The sequence below is a fragment of the Candidatus Limnocylindrales bacterium genome, from assembly GCA_035571835.1.
Classification (GTDB): domain Bacteria; phylum Desulfobacterota; class Binatia; order UBA1149; family CAITLU01; genus DATNBU01.
This window is the reverse complement of sequence record DATNBU010000011.1, coordinates 50542-67023: the sequence shown is the minus strand read 5'-3', so window position 1 is coordinate 67023 and position 16482 is coordinate 50542. Positions and strand designations below refer to the sequence as shown.

The following is a 16482-nucleotide window of genomic DNA, read 5'->3' as shown; positions in this document are numbered from 1 at the left end:
CGGAGCATTCCGGCCGGCACCACGCAGATCATGACCCGTATCGTCATCGTCGGCGCCGGTCAGGCCGGTGCGCAGGTCGCATTCTCGCTTCGTCAGTGGGGGCACGACGGCACGATCGCGCTCGTAGGCGACGAGCCCGCTCCGCCGTACGAGAGGCCGCCGCTCTCGAAGGAATTCCTGAAAGGCGAGCTCGACGAGGCCGGCCTCTATTTCAAGACCGCCGCGTGGTACGGCGACAACGGTGTCGAGCTGAAGACAGGTGTCGCTGCCGATGCGATCGATTGCGCGCAGCGAGTCGTTTCGCTGTCCGACGGCAGTGAGGTCGGGTACGACAATCTGGTGCTCTCAACCGGATCGCGCCCACGCGCGCTTCCGGTCGCCGGCGTGTCGCTCGCCGGCGTCTTCGAGCTGCGCACGATGGCCGACGCGCGCCGCATCGGTGAAGCTCTCGTGCCGGGTGCGCGCGCGCTCGTGGTCGGCGCCGGCTACATCGGTCTGGAAGTCGCAGCGGTCGCGAGGCTGCGCGGGCTCGACGTGACGGTGCTCGAAGCAATGCCGCGCGTGCTCGCGCGCGTCGCCGGCCCGGTCATCTCCGAATTCTTCGAGAGCGAGCATCGCTCGCGCGGCGTCGACATCCGCTGCGGCGCCAGGCTCGCGGCGCTGGAAGGGCGCGAACGGCTCGAGGGAGCGCGACTCGCCGACGGCATGCAGATCGCCGCCGATATCGCCGTCGTCGGCGTCGGCATCCAGCCGTGCGACGAGCTTGCGCGCGCGTGCGGGATCGAATGCGACAACGGCATCGTCGTCGATCGCGATGCGCGCACGAGCGATCCTCGCGTATTCGCCGCCGGCGATTGCGCACGGCGTCCGCTCGTCCACTACGAGCGCGCCGGCCGCCTGGAGAGCGTCCACAACGCCATCGAGCAGGGAAAGCTCGCAGCCGCAGCCATTCTCGGCCGCCCGCGACCGGCCGAAGACGTACCGTGGTTCTGGTCGGACCAGTACGACCTCAAGCTGCAGATTGCGGGGTTGAGCGAAGGTCACGACCACATCGTCGTTCGCGGCAACCCCGCCGATCGCAGGTTCGCCGCGTTCTATCTGAAGGACGGCCGGCTGATAGCGACCGATGCGGTAAACAGCCCGATGGAATTCATGGCATCGAAGCAGCTCATCGCACGCGGCGCCCGGCCGGATCCGGCTTTGCTTGGCGATACCGACGTGTCGATGAAACAGATCGTAGCCGCCCATGCAGTCTAGAAGCACGGCGAGATGCCGTGCCTGAGCAAGCACGGCCAGATGCCGTGCCTGAGGAGCGAGGACCAATGCCCAGGATCATTTTCACCGACCACGTCGGCAACCAGCAGACCGTCGAGGCCGACTGCGGCGAATCGGTGATGCAGGCGGCCAGGCGCAACAACGTGGCCGGTATCGACGCCGATTGCGGCGGCAAGTGCGCCTGCGCGACCTGCCACGTGTTCGTCGACGAGCTGTGGCTGGCGAAAGTCGGCACGCGCGGCGAGACCGAGGATTCGATGCTGGCGTTCGCGCCGAACGTTGCCGACAACTCGCGGCTGAGCTGTCAGATCAAAGTCAGTGACGACCTCGACGGGCTGAAAGTCACAACCCCGGAGAGCCAGTCTTAGGCGGAGCTTTCGCCGCAGATTCGCGAATTCTGCCGGTTTCTTCCCTTGCCGGTCTGGAAGCAGGCTGATAGAGCATTTGCTCCGCGTTTGCTCGATGGCGGTCGGGCCGTCGGATGCTGGTTCGGTCCTGAACTGGTTCAGTCGTGAAACGGAGGGGCACGTGAAAAATTCTACTCTCGCTCTCTGCCTGGCGGCATCGATGGCGCTCGGGACTTCCACAGCCTTTGGCGCAGACTGCGAACCCGGCTTCTCGAGCCCGACCGGTCACGACCCGTGCACGCCTTGCGAGGCTGGCACGTACAGCGAGGCGGCGGCGCGTACGACGTGCAACGACTGCACCGCCGGAACCTTCAGCCACGACGTCGCATCCACGACGTGCTCCAACTGCACCCCCGGCACTTACTCCAACTCGTCGCGCACGGTCACCTGCTCCAGCTGCGACGCGGGAACGTTCACAAGCACTTTCGGGTCGACCTACTGCGCGAACTGCAATCCGGGCACGTTCAGCGATTCGTCCGGTGCAATGCTCTGTCAGAATTGCGGCCGGGGACAGTTCAGCGATACCGCCGCGTCGACCGTGTGCACCGACTGCTCTGCCGGCAGCTACAACGAAGCCACGGGCGTTACGGTCTGCACCAACTGCTCGGCCGGGAAATACGGAACCACCGCCGGCGCCACCACGAGCGAGGCATGCACGGACTGCAACGCCGGCAAGTACAGCTCGACGAGCGGTGTGACGAGCTGTTCCAGCTGCAACCCGGGCACGTTCAGCGATGCGTCGGGTGCAACGTCCTGCTCGAGCTGCGATCCCGGGACTTTCAACGATACGGTCGCTTCAACGAATTGCCAGGACTGCGGCAAGGGGGAATTCAGCAACACGTTCGCTTCGACCGTGTGCACCGACTGCTCGGCCGGCAGCTACAACGAAGCGACCGGCGTCACGGTCTGCACCAACTGCTCGGCCGGAAAATACGGAACCACCGCCGGCGCGACCACCAGCGAGGCGTGCACCGATTGCAACGCAGGCAAGTACAGCTCGACCAGCGGCGTGACGAGCTGCTCGAGCTGCACGCCGGGCTCGTACAGCGATTCGTCGGGTGCAACATTCTGCGCGAACTGCAATCCCGGCACATTCAGCGATACGGTCGCTTCAACAGCTTGCCAGAACTGCGGCAGGGGCGAGTTCAGCAATACGTTCGCCTCGACCGTGTGCACCGACTGCTCGGCCGGAAGCTACAACGAAGCCACTGGCGTTACGGTCTGCACTGACTGCTCGGCCGGAAAATACGGAACCACCGCCGGCGCAACGACGAGCGCGGCATGCACCGACTGTGATCCGCACACCGTGTCGTCGTCCGGGTCGTCGACGTGCCTCGCGTGCGAAGCGGGAACCTACCAGCCGTCGGCCGGTTCGGAGTCGTGCGAAAGCCGCAACGAGCTGCGCTGCTGGAAGGCGAAGGATCAGAAGACTCCGGCTTTCGCCGCGCAGGATGACGTATCGGCCAGCGACGAGGTCGTCGCGTCGGACACCATCGACATCAAGAGTCCGGCGATGTTCTGCTCGCCGGCCGGTTTCGGAGCCGAGCCGGTATCGAATCCGGACGCGCCGATGTGCTGCTACAAGGAAAGCGGCGCGAAGCTGGCCTCGCCGGTGTCGGTCGAAGTCACCGGCGCGCACCTCGGAACCGTGCAGCTTGCCGTCGGCAAGCAGGCGCTTGTCTGCAGCCAGTGCGGCGGAAGCGCGTCGACCGAGCAGTCGCTGCGCTGCTACAAGGTCAAGGATCTCAAGAACCCGGCTTTCTCTGCATTGGACAGTCTCGCCGTGACCGATGGCCTCGCCACCGACAGCGTGAAGGTCAGCAAGCCGGCACTGTACTGCGCACCGGTGGCGCTCGGCGCTGCGGCGGTCACCGACTCGACGGCGCATCAGTGCTGCTACAAGGCAACCGGTCCCGCGCTCTCTGCGACGTCCATCATCGATGCGATCAGCCTCGACGGCAGCACGCTCCATCTCGGAGTGAGCAAACAGTCGATGGTGTGCGAACCCTGCACGCGCACCGTTCTGCCGTAGGAATTAACGCTCGCGCCGGAGAACCGGGCTGTCCCCGACTCTCCGGCGTGCAGCATTTTCGCCGGCTGGCTGTCGCTTCTAGCGTCGAAGCAGCGCGCGCCCGCTCTGGCCGCTGACGATAGTCGCCAGAACAAGCACCGCCAGCGTCGGCACACCCCAGGTCCGAACCGTCGAAAGCACCGCACCGAACGCTTCGATCCCGGCTGCGCTCGCGATCGGATGCAGCAGATATGGCCCGGTCCAGAGCACCGCAACGGCGGCGCTCAGTGCAAGGAGCCGCCGCTGCGGTTCGTGCTGCCCGGCAGCCAGCGGCGCGAGCATCAGCGCGACAAACACAAGGTGATGCTCCCAGCAGTTGAGTGTCGCGAGCTCGATCGCCGCGAGGCAAAGTGCATACGCAGCTACGCGTCCCGTCGGCGAATCCGCCGAGCGGCGCGCGAACACGAGCGAAGCCGCAACCAGCAGCGCACCGACGATGCCGCCGACAAGTCGCAGCGCGCCTCGCGGCAGTGCGAACAGCAGAGGCCCGTGCCATCCGCCCAGCTCCGGAAACGGCGAAAACGCCACGCCATCGCCGAAGAGCCTGTGCAGCACGGCGACGATCGAGTTGTTGAGGACGTAGAACTGCTCCGCCCCGACAACTTTCGCGTCGAACGCCGCCGGTGCGAGCACGACGCGCACGTAATCGAAATGCATCGCGATCGCATGGCCGACTCCCGCAGTCAGCCCTTCGCGCGGAACGGTGACGACGGCCGGTAGCAGGATGAGCGCAGTCGTTGCGGCAATGCCGGCTGCGACCGCGCGATAGCGGCGCTGCGCAAGAAGCGCCGCGAACAGCACGATCGGCAGCAGCTTGATGTGCACGGCGAACGCGAGCATGCCGGCGCCCGCCCGCCATCGCCGGTTCTCGATCCATCGCAATCCGACGACCACGAGGCACGCGACCAGCAGGTTCGTCTGCCCTTCCTGGAAGTCGCCTCCAACCGGCGCCGGAAGCCAGGCAACGAGCAGCCCGGCGTAGACGAGCAGCGAACGCGCGTCGCGGATTCTCGCCAGGCGGATACATCCAACAACCATCACGGCGAGAAACACGAAGTGCAGCGCCATCCAGACCGCATAGCCGGTCACCGGAGCGAGCAGCGTCAGCGGCGAGAACAGCACGGCAAATGCCGGTGGATACAGGTAAGCCTTCGGCGAAACCCCTGGCGGCGGCGGGACGTACAGCGCTTCGCCGTGTCGCAACCGCAGCGCCGCATCCCAGTACGCCGTGACGTCCGGCCTCGAGTTGCTCCAGTCGAAGAACCAGACGAACGATGCGCTCGCCAGCATCAGCAGACATGCCGCCGCCATAAGACAGACGAATTTTTGCGACGCGGTGCGCGCGCTGGGCAGCGTGGTCTCGGCGACCCCGGTGCACTCGGATCCTGGCGAGCCGGCCCACATCGAGCGCAACTGCTCCGGGATTTTTCGCGTTAAGGCAATGAACGACGCCATTGCCGTTCGGAGACGACTCCGCTAGTGACGGCGGCATGCGCGCGCAGCCGCTCTTCTACCATCGCGTGCTGTTCCTCATCTGTCCGACCGGCGCGTTCTGCCGAGAGGATCGCTGCCAGTCGTATTTCAGCCCCGAGCTGATCCCGTCGATGCGGCCTCCTATGGAGGAATGCGAAGCGGCCGGCGCGATCCGCCATGCCGGCGCCGAGCCGTTCGTGGTCGATGCGCCGGCGCTCGGGCTTTCGGCCGCGCAGACGTTCGAGTCGATCGAGCGCATCGGTCCGGATCTGGTCGTGCTCGTCGCAACCTTCGGTACGCTCGACGACGACCTCGCGTGGGCCGCGCGCATCCGCGAGCGGCATCCCGATCTTTCGATCGGGCTTCGTGGTGCGCCTTGCTACGTGCTCGCCGAAGAGATTCTCACCCGCCAGCCGGCCGTCGATTTCTGCGTGCGAGGTGAATACGAGCTCGTGTTCGAGTCGATCGTGCGCTGCGGGTTCCGCGATGCGTGCGGAACCGTTTACCGCGACGGTGACCGCATCGTTTCGCCTCATCCGTCGGCCGTTGCCGAGGATCTCGATGCGCTTCCATGGCCGGATCGCACCGTCATCGACTCGTCGATCTACCAGGTCCGCGGCCTCGGGGCTCCGCAAGCGACCGTGCGCGTTCAGCGCGGCTGTCCGTTTCCGTGCACGTACTGCCTCGTCCATAGCGTAAGCGGCGACCGTGCGCGCCACCGCTCGCCTGCAAGCGTGGCAGCCGAAATGGCGGCCGTGCAGAGGACGGGCATCGACTATTTCTATCTTCGCGCCGACACGTTCTCGCTCGACCGTGCCTGGGCCATCGCCACGAGCGAGGCGATTGCCGAGCAGTGTCCCGGCGCGCGCTGGGTTACGACGACGCGAGTCGAATGCGTGGACGATGCCGTGCTGGCTGCGATGCGGCGGGGCGGCTGCTACGGCGTCAGCTTCGGCATCGACGTCGGAAGCCGCGCGATCGGTCAGAAAGTGCGGAAGATGCCCGACGCGAAGCGCGCGACAGCGGCGATGCGAGGCTGCGACGCGCACGGCATCGTCTCGCTCGGCTACGTGATGATCGGATTTCTGTGGGACACGCCCGAAACGCTCGATGAAACCGAGCGGTTCCTGCGCGTCGTGCGGCCCGATCTCCTGACGATCCATCATGCGCATCCGTATCCCGGCACGCGTTACTACGACGACGTGATGGCCGAAAAGGTGTCAATCGCGTCGCCCCGGGCGCAGGCCGAGCCCGCGCTTGCATCCCACACGCTCGCTCCGGGCGAACTGTCCCGTCGCGCGCGCGCGATGATGCTGCGGCACTTTGCGCGGCCGGCCGTCATCGCGTCGCTCGCGCGAAAGTCGGTCGGGCTCGCGTCGGATCGCTGGCTGCGGCGATGGCCGCGCGGATCGGAGAAGCGCGCGAGACGCCCGTGGAGAGCCGCCAGCGCTACGGATTCAACGCGCTGAACCGATTCCCAACTGCGGTGGTTGACCGGTCGCCGCCGCAATTCCTGCCTGAACCCGTGCGAGCGCTGCGGCGGCCGGAGCGAAGCCGGGGCGAAGCGCGAGCGCCTCCCGGTACTGCACCTCGGCAGCCCGAAAGCGTCCGCGCCGTTCGAGCGCATCGCCGAGCGCGTAGCGCGCATCGAAATACGATCCGTCAAGGTCCAGCGCGCGCGTGTAGTGCACGATGGCTTCGTCGAAATTCTGTTCGCGTCCGTACGTGGTACCGAGGTTGTTCTCGGCCTTCGCGAAAGCCGGACGGATGCGGAGCGCTTCCTCGAAACGGCTGCGCGCTTCGCCGAACTGACCGCGGCGCGCGAGCGCAATGCCGTAGTTGTTGAGCGCTTCGGGCCACGTGGGATTGATGCGTACGGCTTCGGCGTAGTGCTTTGCGGCGTCCTCTTCGCGACCGAGATCGTCGAGCGCGACGCCGAGGTTGTTGTGCGCCATGTAGTTGCCATCGGTGACGGCGATGGCCCGCTCGAACAGCGCGACGCTGCTCGACCAGTAGCCAAGCTGGTCGCTCGTGCGCGCGGCCAGGCCGCCGAGCAGAAGCACCGCAACGCCGGCGATCGCGGCGCGCGGTACCTGCCAGCGCTCGAACAGATCCGCCGCACCCCAGGTCAACATCAGGAACAGGCCGATGTGCGGAATGTACGAATAGCGGTCGGCGATTGCCTGGCCGCCGAACTGGATGATTCCGCTTTCCGGAAGCAGCGTGCCGACGAACCACAGCCACCCGACGAGGACATACGGGAGCTTCCCGCGCACGCGCCATGCAAGGATCGTGACCAGCACGAGACCAAGCGCCGATGCGACCGCGTTCGCCGACGGCACCTTCTGCAGCGGGTAGAACACGGCGAGATCCAGCGGCCGGAACGTGCGGTCGAGATAGAGAGCGTAGTGCCAGAAAGTGTTTGCGACGCGCGTCGGGAACGGCAGATAGCCCTGCATGACCGCGCCTGCGGCATGCTGCGCAGCCCACGTCTGGCGCAGAGTCAGCGCCGCCAGCGCCACCAGCGGAAGCTTTTCTGCAATGAGCCATCCCACCGGGACCTCTCGTGGATTCACGGCGATCGAAGCTGCACCGCGCAAGCCGGGAAAGCTCCGGCGCCGGAGCGGCCAGAAGTCGAGCAGCAGCAGGCCGCACGGAAGTATGGCCACCGTCGGCTTGGCGAGAAGAGCGAGCGCGAACGCCAGCATGGTGAGCAGATAGCGCCGCAAGGATGGGTTCTTCGCGTACGCAACCCACGCCCAGACGGCCAGCATCAGGAAGAGGCCGCTCAGCACGTCCTTGCGCGCGGCGACCCACGCGATCGATTCGACACGCAACGGATGCAACGCAAACAGCGCCGCAACGAATGCACTCCGCCAGAAACAGCCCGTCGCCGATTCGACCCAGAGAAAGAGCAGCGCTGCGGCCGCCGCACCAAGCAGCGCGTTCACCAGATGCAGCGCGCCCGGAGCTGTACCCGACCACTGGCAGTCGGCCATCAGCGAAAGCCAGGTCAACGGATGCCAGTGTCCCGAATGAAACGCCGTCAGCGCCCACTCGACGTTCTCGCCGCTGAGCCCAGTGCGCACGAACGGGTTGTCGGTGACGTACTCGTTGTCGTCGAGGTTGATGAAGGGGTAGTTGCGCACCGGCGCGTAGAGCGCGAGCACTGCGAAAACGATGGCGGCAACGACAGCGACGCGCTGGAACGACACGCCGGGTCGAGCGGCAGGCGCGCGGGGCATGCGGGAGTGTCTAACAGCGCCGCAGATGCCCCGCCACCAGCAGCGAGAGGGATGCCAACGGAAACGAAGCAATGGCGCGGAGCTCGATAGCGCGAGCAGCGAACGGCAGCGGCGCCCTGCAACGTCGGGTGAGCCGATGGACGGCGCTTTGACGTGCTGTCACGAAATTTTTGATCGATTCCGGCTGGATTCAATTGTCGGTTTGTACGTAGAACTACGTGGTTGTCCGGTCCCGGTAAGAATACGCACGTAGAACTCCGACTGCGCGCGCTCGTGTAGTTCCCGTACAACAGTGTGAGGTCCGGGTCGCCGCGGGACGAGAACCGCGTCGAACTCCCACACGCGGGCCCTGGACCGGAAGCTCAACTCTTGGAAATACGAAAGGATCCGATGCCCAGGCTCCCCAACTCGCCGAAACCGTCGTTTGTCGAAGTCGATCGACGCCTCGATCTGGCCGCTGTTTGCCCCGACCCGAACGCGATCACCGCGGACGAGCTTCGTCACCTGCGTGAAGCCGAAATCATGGGCGACGAGCCGGAGACACTGGAAGAGCTCCAGGTGCGCGTCGAGAAGTTGCGCGCCGAAGCTGAGGCGATCGAGAGAGGAGTTCTTGCGCCGGCGCCGAAGGGTCGTTCGCGGCGCTAGCAGAGCTTGTCCGGAGGCTCTTCACAGAGCCTCCGGTGTCAGTGCGGGGAAGGCGAGTCGCGAAGGCTTCCGAGCAGCATTGCGACGACGCCCAGGCTAGCGGCAGAGATCGTGCCGTCCGCCGCGAACCCCGGATGCGAAACGACCGAACAGATCGTCGTTCCAACAAGTACTCCGAAGAGCACGCATCCGGAGTCGCGAAGAACGTTTACGGCGGCGGAAGTATGCCGCGTCGTCCCGACACCAGCGCCACTGCGAGCACCACCACCGCCAGGACGGCGAACAGCCAGCCGATATTGGCCGACATTCCGGCCACTCCATTGAATCCGAGCACTGCCGCGATCAGTGCAATCACGAAGAACGTTACAGCGTAGTGCAGCATGGTGAGCTCCTTCTTTCGATGTTAGTCGCCGCGGCAACCGCGGCGCCGAGTCCGCTTCATCGACCAGTGTCGGCGCGACATGTACGCCGGCCCACTCGTGTGTGTCGCGACTCATGCCTCGACTGTAGGCCGCGAAAGAACGGTTAGTAAGGTCGAAGAACCTGCCTGGGTGATACGAATCGGCAGAAACATGCGTGCGACAATGCACGATTGTCACGCAGGCGGGTCAATTGCGGAATTGCGCAAGCGCAACTCGCGTCGCGGTGGTGGCGCACCGCTTCGCAAGCGGTATCGCGGGTTAGCGAAACGGGCTCGAGCAGAACATCACGAGCGAACGGTGGCGAGCATGAAGTTAAGGCCGATGGTAGCAGCGGGGTGCCGCCGAGAGGCCGGCCGCGTCTCTTAGACAACGGCGGGTTCGCTGCTATAGGCCTCTCCGGTTTTTCCGATGAGCTCTTCACTCACCACCGAAATCGACGTCGCAATCATTGGCGCCGGCCCGGTCGGGCTTACACTGGCGGCCCTGCTCGATCGGCAGCGCGTCACGAGCCGCGTCTTCGAAAGGCGGTCGGCGCTCCACCGCGATCCCCAGGCCCACGTCATCAATACGAGGACGATGGAGATTCTGCGCGGGCTCGGGATCGAGCAGGAAGTGCAGGCCGAGGCTGCGTCGCCGCTGCTCCTTCGCTGGGTCACGTGGTGCGAGAGCCTTGCCGGGCGCGAGCTCGGCCGCATCTCGCTCCAGGGGGATTCCCCCGCAGGCCTTACGCAGCGGCTCGCGCTCAGCCCGACGTCGATCGCGAATCTCGCGCAGAACCGGCTCGAACCGCTGCTCTGCGACCTGGTGCGCAGAAGCGCTCGCAGCGAGGTCCGTTTCAACTGCGAGGTCGTGGCCGTCGAGGAGCGCGGCGACCGCGTGATGCTCACCGTCCGCCAGCCCGACGGCAGCGAGCAATGCACGAACGCAAAGTGGGCTGTCGCCTGCGACGGCGCCGGCAGCCGCACGCGCTCGCGGCTCGGCATCGAGCTCATCGGGCCCGCGTCGCTTCAGAAGTTCGTGTCGATCTACTTCGAAGCAAACCTCGATCGGTGGATCGGCGCTCGCACCGGCCCGCTGTTCTGGATTGCCGGCGCGAAGACACGCGGCGTGATCATCGGCTTCGATCTCGCGCGGACGTGGGCGCTGATGGTCCCGTACGATGAGGCGCATTCGGCGGAGGACTTCCCGATGCCGGTTGCCGAGCGCCTCGTTGCCGCAGCGATCGGCGACGCTTCGGCCGAGTTTCGAGTCACGTCGATCGGCAACTGGAACATGAGCGCACAGATTGCCGACCGTTATCGCAGCGGGCGCGTGTTCCTCGCCGGCGATGCCGCGCATCGGTTTCCACCGTCGGGCGGTCTCGGCATGAACACCGGCATCCAGGACGCCCACAATCTTGCGTGGAAGATTGCTGCCGTCGTACGCGGCGACGCCGGCGAAGGACTGCTCGACAGCTACGAAGTCGAGCGGCGCCCGGTAGCGCAGATCAACTGCGACCAGAGCGTGCGCAACGCGATGCGCATGATGGAGGTCGACATGGTGCTCGGCGTATCGACGCTGGCGCCCGTCGATCCGGCCGTTGTCATGAGCGACGACGTGGCAGTCATGGATTTCGGAATCGATGGCGACCGCGAAGAGGCCGTCGCAAAACGCCACGCGCTCGGCGAAGTGATCCAGTCGCAGGCCGAGCATTTCGACTTTGGCGGGCTCGATCTCGGATTCCGCTACGAGGCCGGCGCCATCGTTGGCGATGGGACCATCGCGCCGCCGCTCGACGTACGCGTCTATTCGCCGTCGGCGTGCCCGGGCTCGCGGCTTCCGCATGCATGGGTCGAAAAGCGAGGCCGCCGGGTGTCAACGCTCGACCTGGCGAAGCCTGGCCGCTTTACGCTGATGACCGACCCGGACGGTACCGCGTGGATCGATGCGGCGCGTGAGCTCGTGCGGCGCGCCGGCATCGACCTCGGCGTTGCAGTGATTGCGACGTCGCGATCGGGCGATGCCGGCGAGCTCTGCGACGCGTCCGGCGCCTGGGCCGAGGTCAGCGGTCTGCGAACCGGGGGCGCCCTGATCGTGCGTCCGGACGGCCACGTGGGGTGGCGGATGGCCGATGGCGCGGCGCCGCATGCGGCGTTCGGCATTCTTGCGCAGACGTTTGCATCTTTGCTGTCGCGGCCGATGCTTGCCGGGTTAGAAGAAACGGCAGCGTGATGACGTAGTGAGGATGAAATGAAAACGACGAACCGCTCCAACGATTCGGCGCGAGCGATCGCACCCGCCAAGCTCGCCCACCTCGTCTTCCGCACCCCGCGCTACGACGCGATGGTGAAATGGTATTCGACGGTTCTGAACACGCGGACCATGTTCTCGGACGCCATGCTGACGTTCCTTACCTACGACGAGGAGCATCACCGCGTTGCGTTCATCAATCTTCCCCAGCTTGCCGACCTGAACCCGCTCTCGGCCGGGCTGGACCACGTCGCGTTCACCTATGCATCGCTCGCCGAGCTCCTCCAGACTTACGAACGACTGAAGGGCGAAGGCATCGAGCCGGCCTGGTGCGTCAACCACGGACCGACGACGTCAATGTACTACAGCGACCCCGACGGAAATCGTGTCGAGCTTCAGATCGACAACTTCGCGACCAACGAGGAGCTCGACGCTTGGTTTCACAGCGGCGCGTTCGAAGAGAATCCGATCGGCGTGGGGTATGATCCCGATGTGCTCATGCGCATGTGGAAGGAAGGGGTTCCGGTCGAAACGCTCGTGCAGCAGGGAGCGACCGCGGCACAGTAAGAGCACCAAGGCATGGCTTGAGGCTCGGCCGGCGGATAGCCTGCGGTGCAGGTACTCCCGGAGCCGCAGACCATGCGAAATAGCATTCTCATCTCAGCACTGATTTTCGCGGTCGTTTCAGGCTGCCACCGCTACGTCCGGGGCGAGTTGAACTACATCCAGCACCCGGAGCTGGAAGATGCGTCGATCTACGACAAGCGCGATTACGTGTGCGGCAAGCCCCTCGGCCGAATCGAAAAAATCCGCGTCGACAAGATCGACTGCTCGGAGCTGGCCGCGTTGGCCGTGGCGGACCTGATCGCCGAGGCGAGGGCCAAAGGTGGAGACGGCGTACGGGATGTCCAGTTCCGCGGTCACTACCGCTTTTCCCCCACCGTCTTCTGTCGTCATTCCCTCAAAGGCGCGAACAAAATCCGCGTCGTCGGCTTCGCGTACAAGAAATGCCAGGAAGGAACGCACTGATTTCGCCAATCGACGCGCAGGCGGAATTGCGGTCGGGATGCGCGGCAATGTAAGTTGTCGCCATGAGCATTCCCGTCATCGTTCAGACAGCCATCCTGCTTACGATTTCGAACGTCTTCATGACGTTTGCCTGGTACGCGCATCTTCGCGAACTCGGCAGCAAGCCGTGGATCGTTGCGGCGCTCGTCAGCTGGGCCATCGCGCTGCTCGAGTATCTGTTCCAGGTGCCCGCCAATCGGATCGGCTTCACGCAGTACAACATCGGGCAGCTCAAGATCCTGCAGGAGGCCGTCACACTGTCGGTGTTCGTGCCGTTCGCGGTTTTCTACATGCGGCAGCCGCCGAAGCTGGACTACTTGTGGGCGGCGCTGTGTATCTGCGGGGCGGTGTACTTTGTGTTTCGGGGCGCGCCGGTCGTCGGTTCCTGAACGCCGAACACTTCAGAGAAACACGCAGTCGGGACAGTTCATCCCCTGCGCAAGTCCAACCGACTTCCGCAACATCGCGAGAGCGTCGCTTACCGATACAGAGTTGCTGTTGTTGGTATCGCAGATGCACAGCCGGCACGTACCCGTTCCGACCGAGGTTCGCAGCGCTACGAGCGCATCGGAAGCAGCAACGTGCAGGTCCTGATTCGTGTCACCGCAGACGATGCAGCGGTCGAGCTGGAGATGATCGACTTCGATGCCGCCGATCGCGTTCGATATCGTGATTTTTGAGATCCCTGCTGCCGTCTGGATCGCATAGCTGCGATCTTCCGCCGTTTCGCCGGTATTCGTGAGATCGGCATGCAACGGCGCGTCCGCGACTCCGTACGACTGTCCATCCGGACCGAATGCCTCGAACGTTACAGGCGTCGCCGGACCGCCGTCCGTCCATACGACAGCAAGCTTGGTAGGATAACCGTTGGTCCGCCCTTCAGTGAACGTGAAGGTGATGGTCCCGCTCCCGGAGAAATACGAATGCCCGTCTCTGCCGAATCCGTCCGTGACACCATCGTCATCGTCGACGGAATCGGTATTCGACGAGGGGCCGAGAACGCTGCCGTCGCCCGTCGTACCCGGCACGTCGAATGTGCCGTCTTCAAACGTCTCCAGGCAGAAATCGTAGTCGTGCTGTACGGAGAATGGACTGTCGAAGAATCTCACGTACGGCTGGGGAGTAATGTACGGCGACGGCTGGCCGGCTTGCGCGGAAATGACGAGCAACACGGTCATAAGAACTGGAAAGGATCGAAGCATGGGGTTCATCCGGCCCTCCTGATTCGCTCTAAGCGTGGCGTGTTCCGCTCGAGGGCCGGTAGACAGGACCGATCTGGAGAAGGCAAGCACCCGCGGCGCAGCTGAGTTGTTTGTTCCGGCTGAAGCATCGTCCAGCACGTCACGCCACACGAGGCGCCGCAGGATAGCTTCGTGGCCGAGGCGCAATCTCAACAACGGAGCTGCCGCCCTGTTCCGCTTACAGAAGACTACTCCAGGCCCGGTACCGGATATCTCGAACAGAGCGCCTTCACTTCGCCGGCGAGTCGATCGAGATGCGTTTCCGAGTCGGCGTGGCGAAGCGCGTCAATCATCCAGGCGGCGATCTTCTCCATCTCTGGCTCTTTCATGCCTCGCGTCGTGCACGCAGGAGTTCCGAGCCGGACGCCGCTCGGCCGCAGCGGCGGGCGCGGATCGTCGGGAATCACCTGCTTGTTCGTCGTGATGCCGATGCGGTCGAGTACTTCCTCGGCGCGCCTGCCGTCGAGGTTGAAGCTCGCGATGGTGTCGATGACGAGCAGATGGTTGTCGGTGCCGCCGGTAATCAGCTCGACGCCCTCGTGCAGAAAGACTTCCGCCAGCGTCTTTGCGTTTCTCAGAATCTGTTCCGTGTAGACTTTGAAATCCGGCTGCAATGCTTTCTCGAACGTGATCGCCGCTGCAGCGACGTTGTTCATGTGCGGCCCGCCCTGCAGGCCCGGGAATACCGACGAATCGATCGTGGCCGCATGATCTTTGCGGCACAGGATCATGCCGCCGCGCGGTCCGCGCAGCGATTTGTGCGTCGTCGTCGTCACGAAATCGAAGCCCGCATCGAGCGGGTTTCGCATGACGTCAGCGGCGACGAGACCTCCGATATGTGCGATGTCGGCCATCGTCATCGCACCGACCTCGTCGGCGACCGACTTGAACGCGCGATAGTCGTAGTCGCGCGGGTACGAGCTGTAGCCGCACAGGACGATTTTCGGACGCGTTTCTTTCGCGACACGCAGCAGCTCGTCGAAATCGATCGCGCCCTGCTGGTCCACGCGCGTCTTGTAGCGCACGAAGTTGAAGATCTTTCCCATGTGCGAGACCGGCGCTCCGTGCGTCAGATGCCCGCCGTGGGAAAGGTCCATGCCGAGCACCGTATCGCCCGGCTTCAGGTACGCGAAGTAGATCGCCTGGTTCATCGGCGACCCGGAAAGCGGCTGAACGTTCGCGTGCTCGGCGCGAAACAGGCGTTTCGCACGACTGCGCGCGAGCTCTTCGATCTGGTCGGTATAGGTCTGGCCGCCGTAGTAGCGGCGTCCGGGATAACCTTCCGAGTACTTGTTCGTGAAGACAGAGCCGAGCGCAGCGAGAACTTCGGGGTACGTGTAGTTCTCCGACGGGATCAGCTCGACGCCTTCACGCTGGCGCTGTTCCTCACCGACGAGCGCGCGGTAAACATCGGGATCGGTCTTCGAAAGCAGCTGACGGAAATCCTGCATGGCAACCTCCAGACAAACGTCGAGAACGTTTTTTTGAAGTTGCCCAGGCGAGCGGCGGGACGATCGCCCTCCGTTTCCTTGTGGTTAGTCCACGGGTTCGCCAGTCGCGGAGGGAGAGGGGATCGTAGGACGGAGCGGGGTCGTACGCAACGACGTTAATTGCCGCATCGGATCCGGCCTTGAGGGTCAGCTTGCGCGGCGCGCCGTCAGCCGTAGTTTCCGGAGCCCGTCACGGTCGACACGGAACATTCCATCCCTGTCGTCGCAGCATCGGCAGTCGAAAGAGTACTTTTCCCGGCAGAATGAGTTGGGGTACGCTTGGAGGGCCATGTCGGTGCAGACCGCGTTCCGATCGGACGAGAAGTTCACGCAGGCCGAGTTCTGGGATTGGCTCCAGGAGCTTCCGGCTTCCGACATCAACCGCTACGAGCTCCTCGGCGGACGGATCATCATGACGCCGCCTGCCCGGATCGGTCACAGCGTGGTCGCGGCCCGAATTGTATTCGCCCTGGGTCGATACGCGAGGATGACCGGCGGCCTGGTCCTCGAGTCGAGCGCCGGCTTCGATCTGCCTTCGGGCGATACGCTCCAACCGGATGTGTCTTTCATTTCGGCCGCGAGGCGCACGAACGAAATGATGACCAAGCCTACGGGGTTCATCGACGTCGTCCCCGACCTCGTCATAGAGGTGCTGTCTCCGTCAACCGCACGGCGCGACCGAATCGAGAAAAAGAAAATCTACGAGCGCTGTGGTGTCGATGAGTACTGGCTTGTCGATCCTCGCCGCTGTGAGGTTACGATTTTCGCGCGTGACGGCGAGGGCTTTGGGGCGGCGCGGGTGTTTGGCGCCGGCTTCCTGATCTCGCGAGTCGTCGCCGGCGTCGAGTTGTCGATCGAGGAACTGTTCGGCGACTTGGACTGACGTTCCGGAAGCGAACAGGTCAGCCCTGACCCG

At 64.5% G+C, this 16482-nt stretch carries 15 protein-coding genes and 1 riboswitch; of the genes, 10 read left to right on the top strand and 5 right to left on the bottom strand.

Annotated elements, in window-relative coordinates:
- The first annotated feature begins 30 nt into the window (after positions 1-30).
- The 3 genes from VN634_04285 (at position 31) to VN634_04275 (ending at position 3714) form a co-directional block, all read left to right on the top strand.
- A complete protein-coding gene (locus VN634_04285; GenBank protein ID HXC50078.1) occupies positions 31-1257 on the top strand; it encodes an FAD-dependent oxidoreductase in 1227 nt (408 codons plus the stop codon).
- A gap of 65 nt (positions 1258-1322) precedes the next feature.
- Positions 1323-1643: a 2Fe-2S iron-sulfur cluster-binding protein gene (locus VN634_04280; protein ID HXC50077.1), complete on the top strand. Its 321-nt coding sequence runs from the start codon at positions 1323-1325 to the stop codon at positions 1641-1643.
- 160 nt (positions 1644-1803) lie between these two features.
- On the top strand, positions 1804-3714 hold the full coding sequence (locus tag VN634_04275) for a hypothetical protein (protein ID HXC50076.1): 1911 nt from the start codon (positions 1804-1806) through the stop codon (positions 3712-3714).
- Between the two features lie 78 nt (positions 3715-3792).
- Here VN634_04275 and VN634_04270 read toward each other — a convergent pair whose 3' ends face one another.
- Positions 3793-5064: a glycosyltransferase family 87 protein gene (locus tag VN634_04270; protein ID HXC50075.1), complete on the bottom strand. Its 1272-nt coding sequence runs from the start codon at positions 5062-5064 to the stop codon at positions 3793-3795.
- A 143-nt stretch (positions 5065-5207) separates the two neighbouring features.
- On the opposite strand from VN634_04270, the gene VN634_04265 reads away from it, so the two are divergent.
- Positions 5208-6695, top strand: coding sequence for a radical SAM protein (locus VN634_04265; protein ID HXC50074.1), 1488 nt, complete (start codon positions 5208-5210; stop codon positions 6693-6695).
- Here VN634_04265 and VN634_04260 read toward each other — a convergent pair.
- Positions 6684-8471, bottom strand: a complete 1788-nt coding sequence (locus VN634_04260; protein ID HXC50073.1) for a tetratricopeptide repeat protein — start codon at positions 8469-8471, stop codon at positions 6684-6686. The genes VN634_04265 and VN634_04260 overlap by 12 nt on opposite strands.
- A gap of 390 nt (positions 8472-8861) precedes the next feature.
- On the opposite strand from VN634_04260, the gene VN634_04255 reads away from it, so the two are divergent.
- Positions 8862-9116, top strand: coding sequence for a hypothetical protein (locus VN634_04255; protein HXC50072.1), 255 nt, complete (start codon positions 8862-8864; stop codon positions 9114-9116).
- Between the two features lie 208 nt (positions 9117-9324).
- On the opposite strand, the gene VN634_04250 is transcribed toward VN634_04255, so the two are convergent.
- Positions 9325-9498, bottom strand: coding sequence for a DUF1328 domain-containing protein (locus tag VN634_04250; GenBank protein ID HXC50071.1), 174 nt, complete (start codon positions 9496-9498; stop codon positions 9325-9327).
- Positions 9499-9946: 448 nt separating this feature from the next.
- Between VN634_04250 and VN634_04245 the strand changes: the two genes are divergently transcribed.
- From VN634_04245 to VN634_04230, 4 genes are all read left to right on the top strand, one after another.
- Positions 9947-11749, top strand: coding sequence for an FAD-dependent monooxygenase (locus VN634_04245; protein HXC50070.1), 1803 nt, complete (start codon positions 9947-9949; stop codon positions 11747-11749).
- 18 nt (positions 11750-11767) lie between these two features.
- Positions 11768-12334 carry a VOC family protein gene (locus VN634_04240; protein HXC50069.1) on the top strand — a complete coding sequence of 189 codons (567 nt, stop codon included), beginning with the start codon at positions 11768-11770 and terminating at the stop codon, positions 12332-12334.
- A gap of 45 nt (positions 12335-12379) precedes the next feature.
- Entirely contained in the window at positions 12380-12796 is a 417-nt protein-coding gene (locus VN634_04235; protein HXC50068.1) for a hypothetical protein, read from the top strand.
- A gap of 62 nt (positions 12797-12858) precedes the next feature.
- Positions 12859-13224 (top strand): DMT family protein, encoded by a 366-nt coding sequence (locus VN634_04230; GenBank protein ID HXC50067.1) that lies wholly within the window; start codon positions 12859-12861, stop codon positions 13222-13224.
- Positions 13225-13236: 12 nt separating this feature from the next.
- Here the strand turns inward: VN634_04230 and VN634_04225 are convergent, their stop codons facing one another.
- Together VN634_04225 and glyA are read right to left on the bottom strand one after the other, a co-directional pair.
- Positions 13237-14013, bottom strand: coding sequence for a hypothetical protein (locus VN634_04225; GenBank protein HXC50066.1), 777 nt, complete (start codon positions 14011-14013; stop codon positions 13237-13239).
- Between the two features lie 251 nt (positions 14014-14264).
- A complete protein-coding gene (gene glyA / locus VN634_04220; GenBank protein HXC50065.1) occupies positions 14265-15527 on the bottom strand; it encodes a serine hydroxymethyltransferase in 1263 nt (420 codons plus the stop codon).
- 34 nt (positions 15528-15561) lie between these two features.
- A riboswitch (ZMP/ZTP riboswitch) is annotated at positions 15562-15645 on the bottom strand.
- A gap of 210 nt (positions 15646-15855) precedes the next feature.
- Here glyA and VN634_04215 point away from each other — a divergent pair.
- A complete protein-coding gene (locus VN634_04215; protein HXC50064.1) occupies positions 15856-16449 on the top strand; it encodes a Uma2 family endonuclease in 594 nt (197 codons plus the stop codon).
- Positions 16450-16482: the final 33 nt, after the last annotated feature.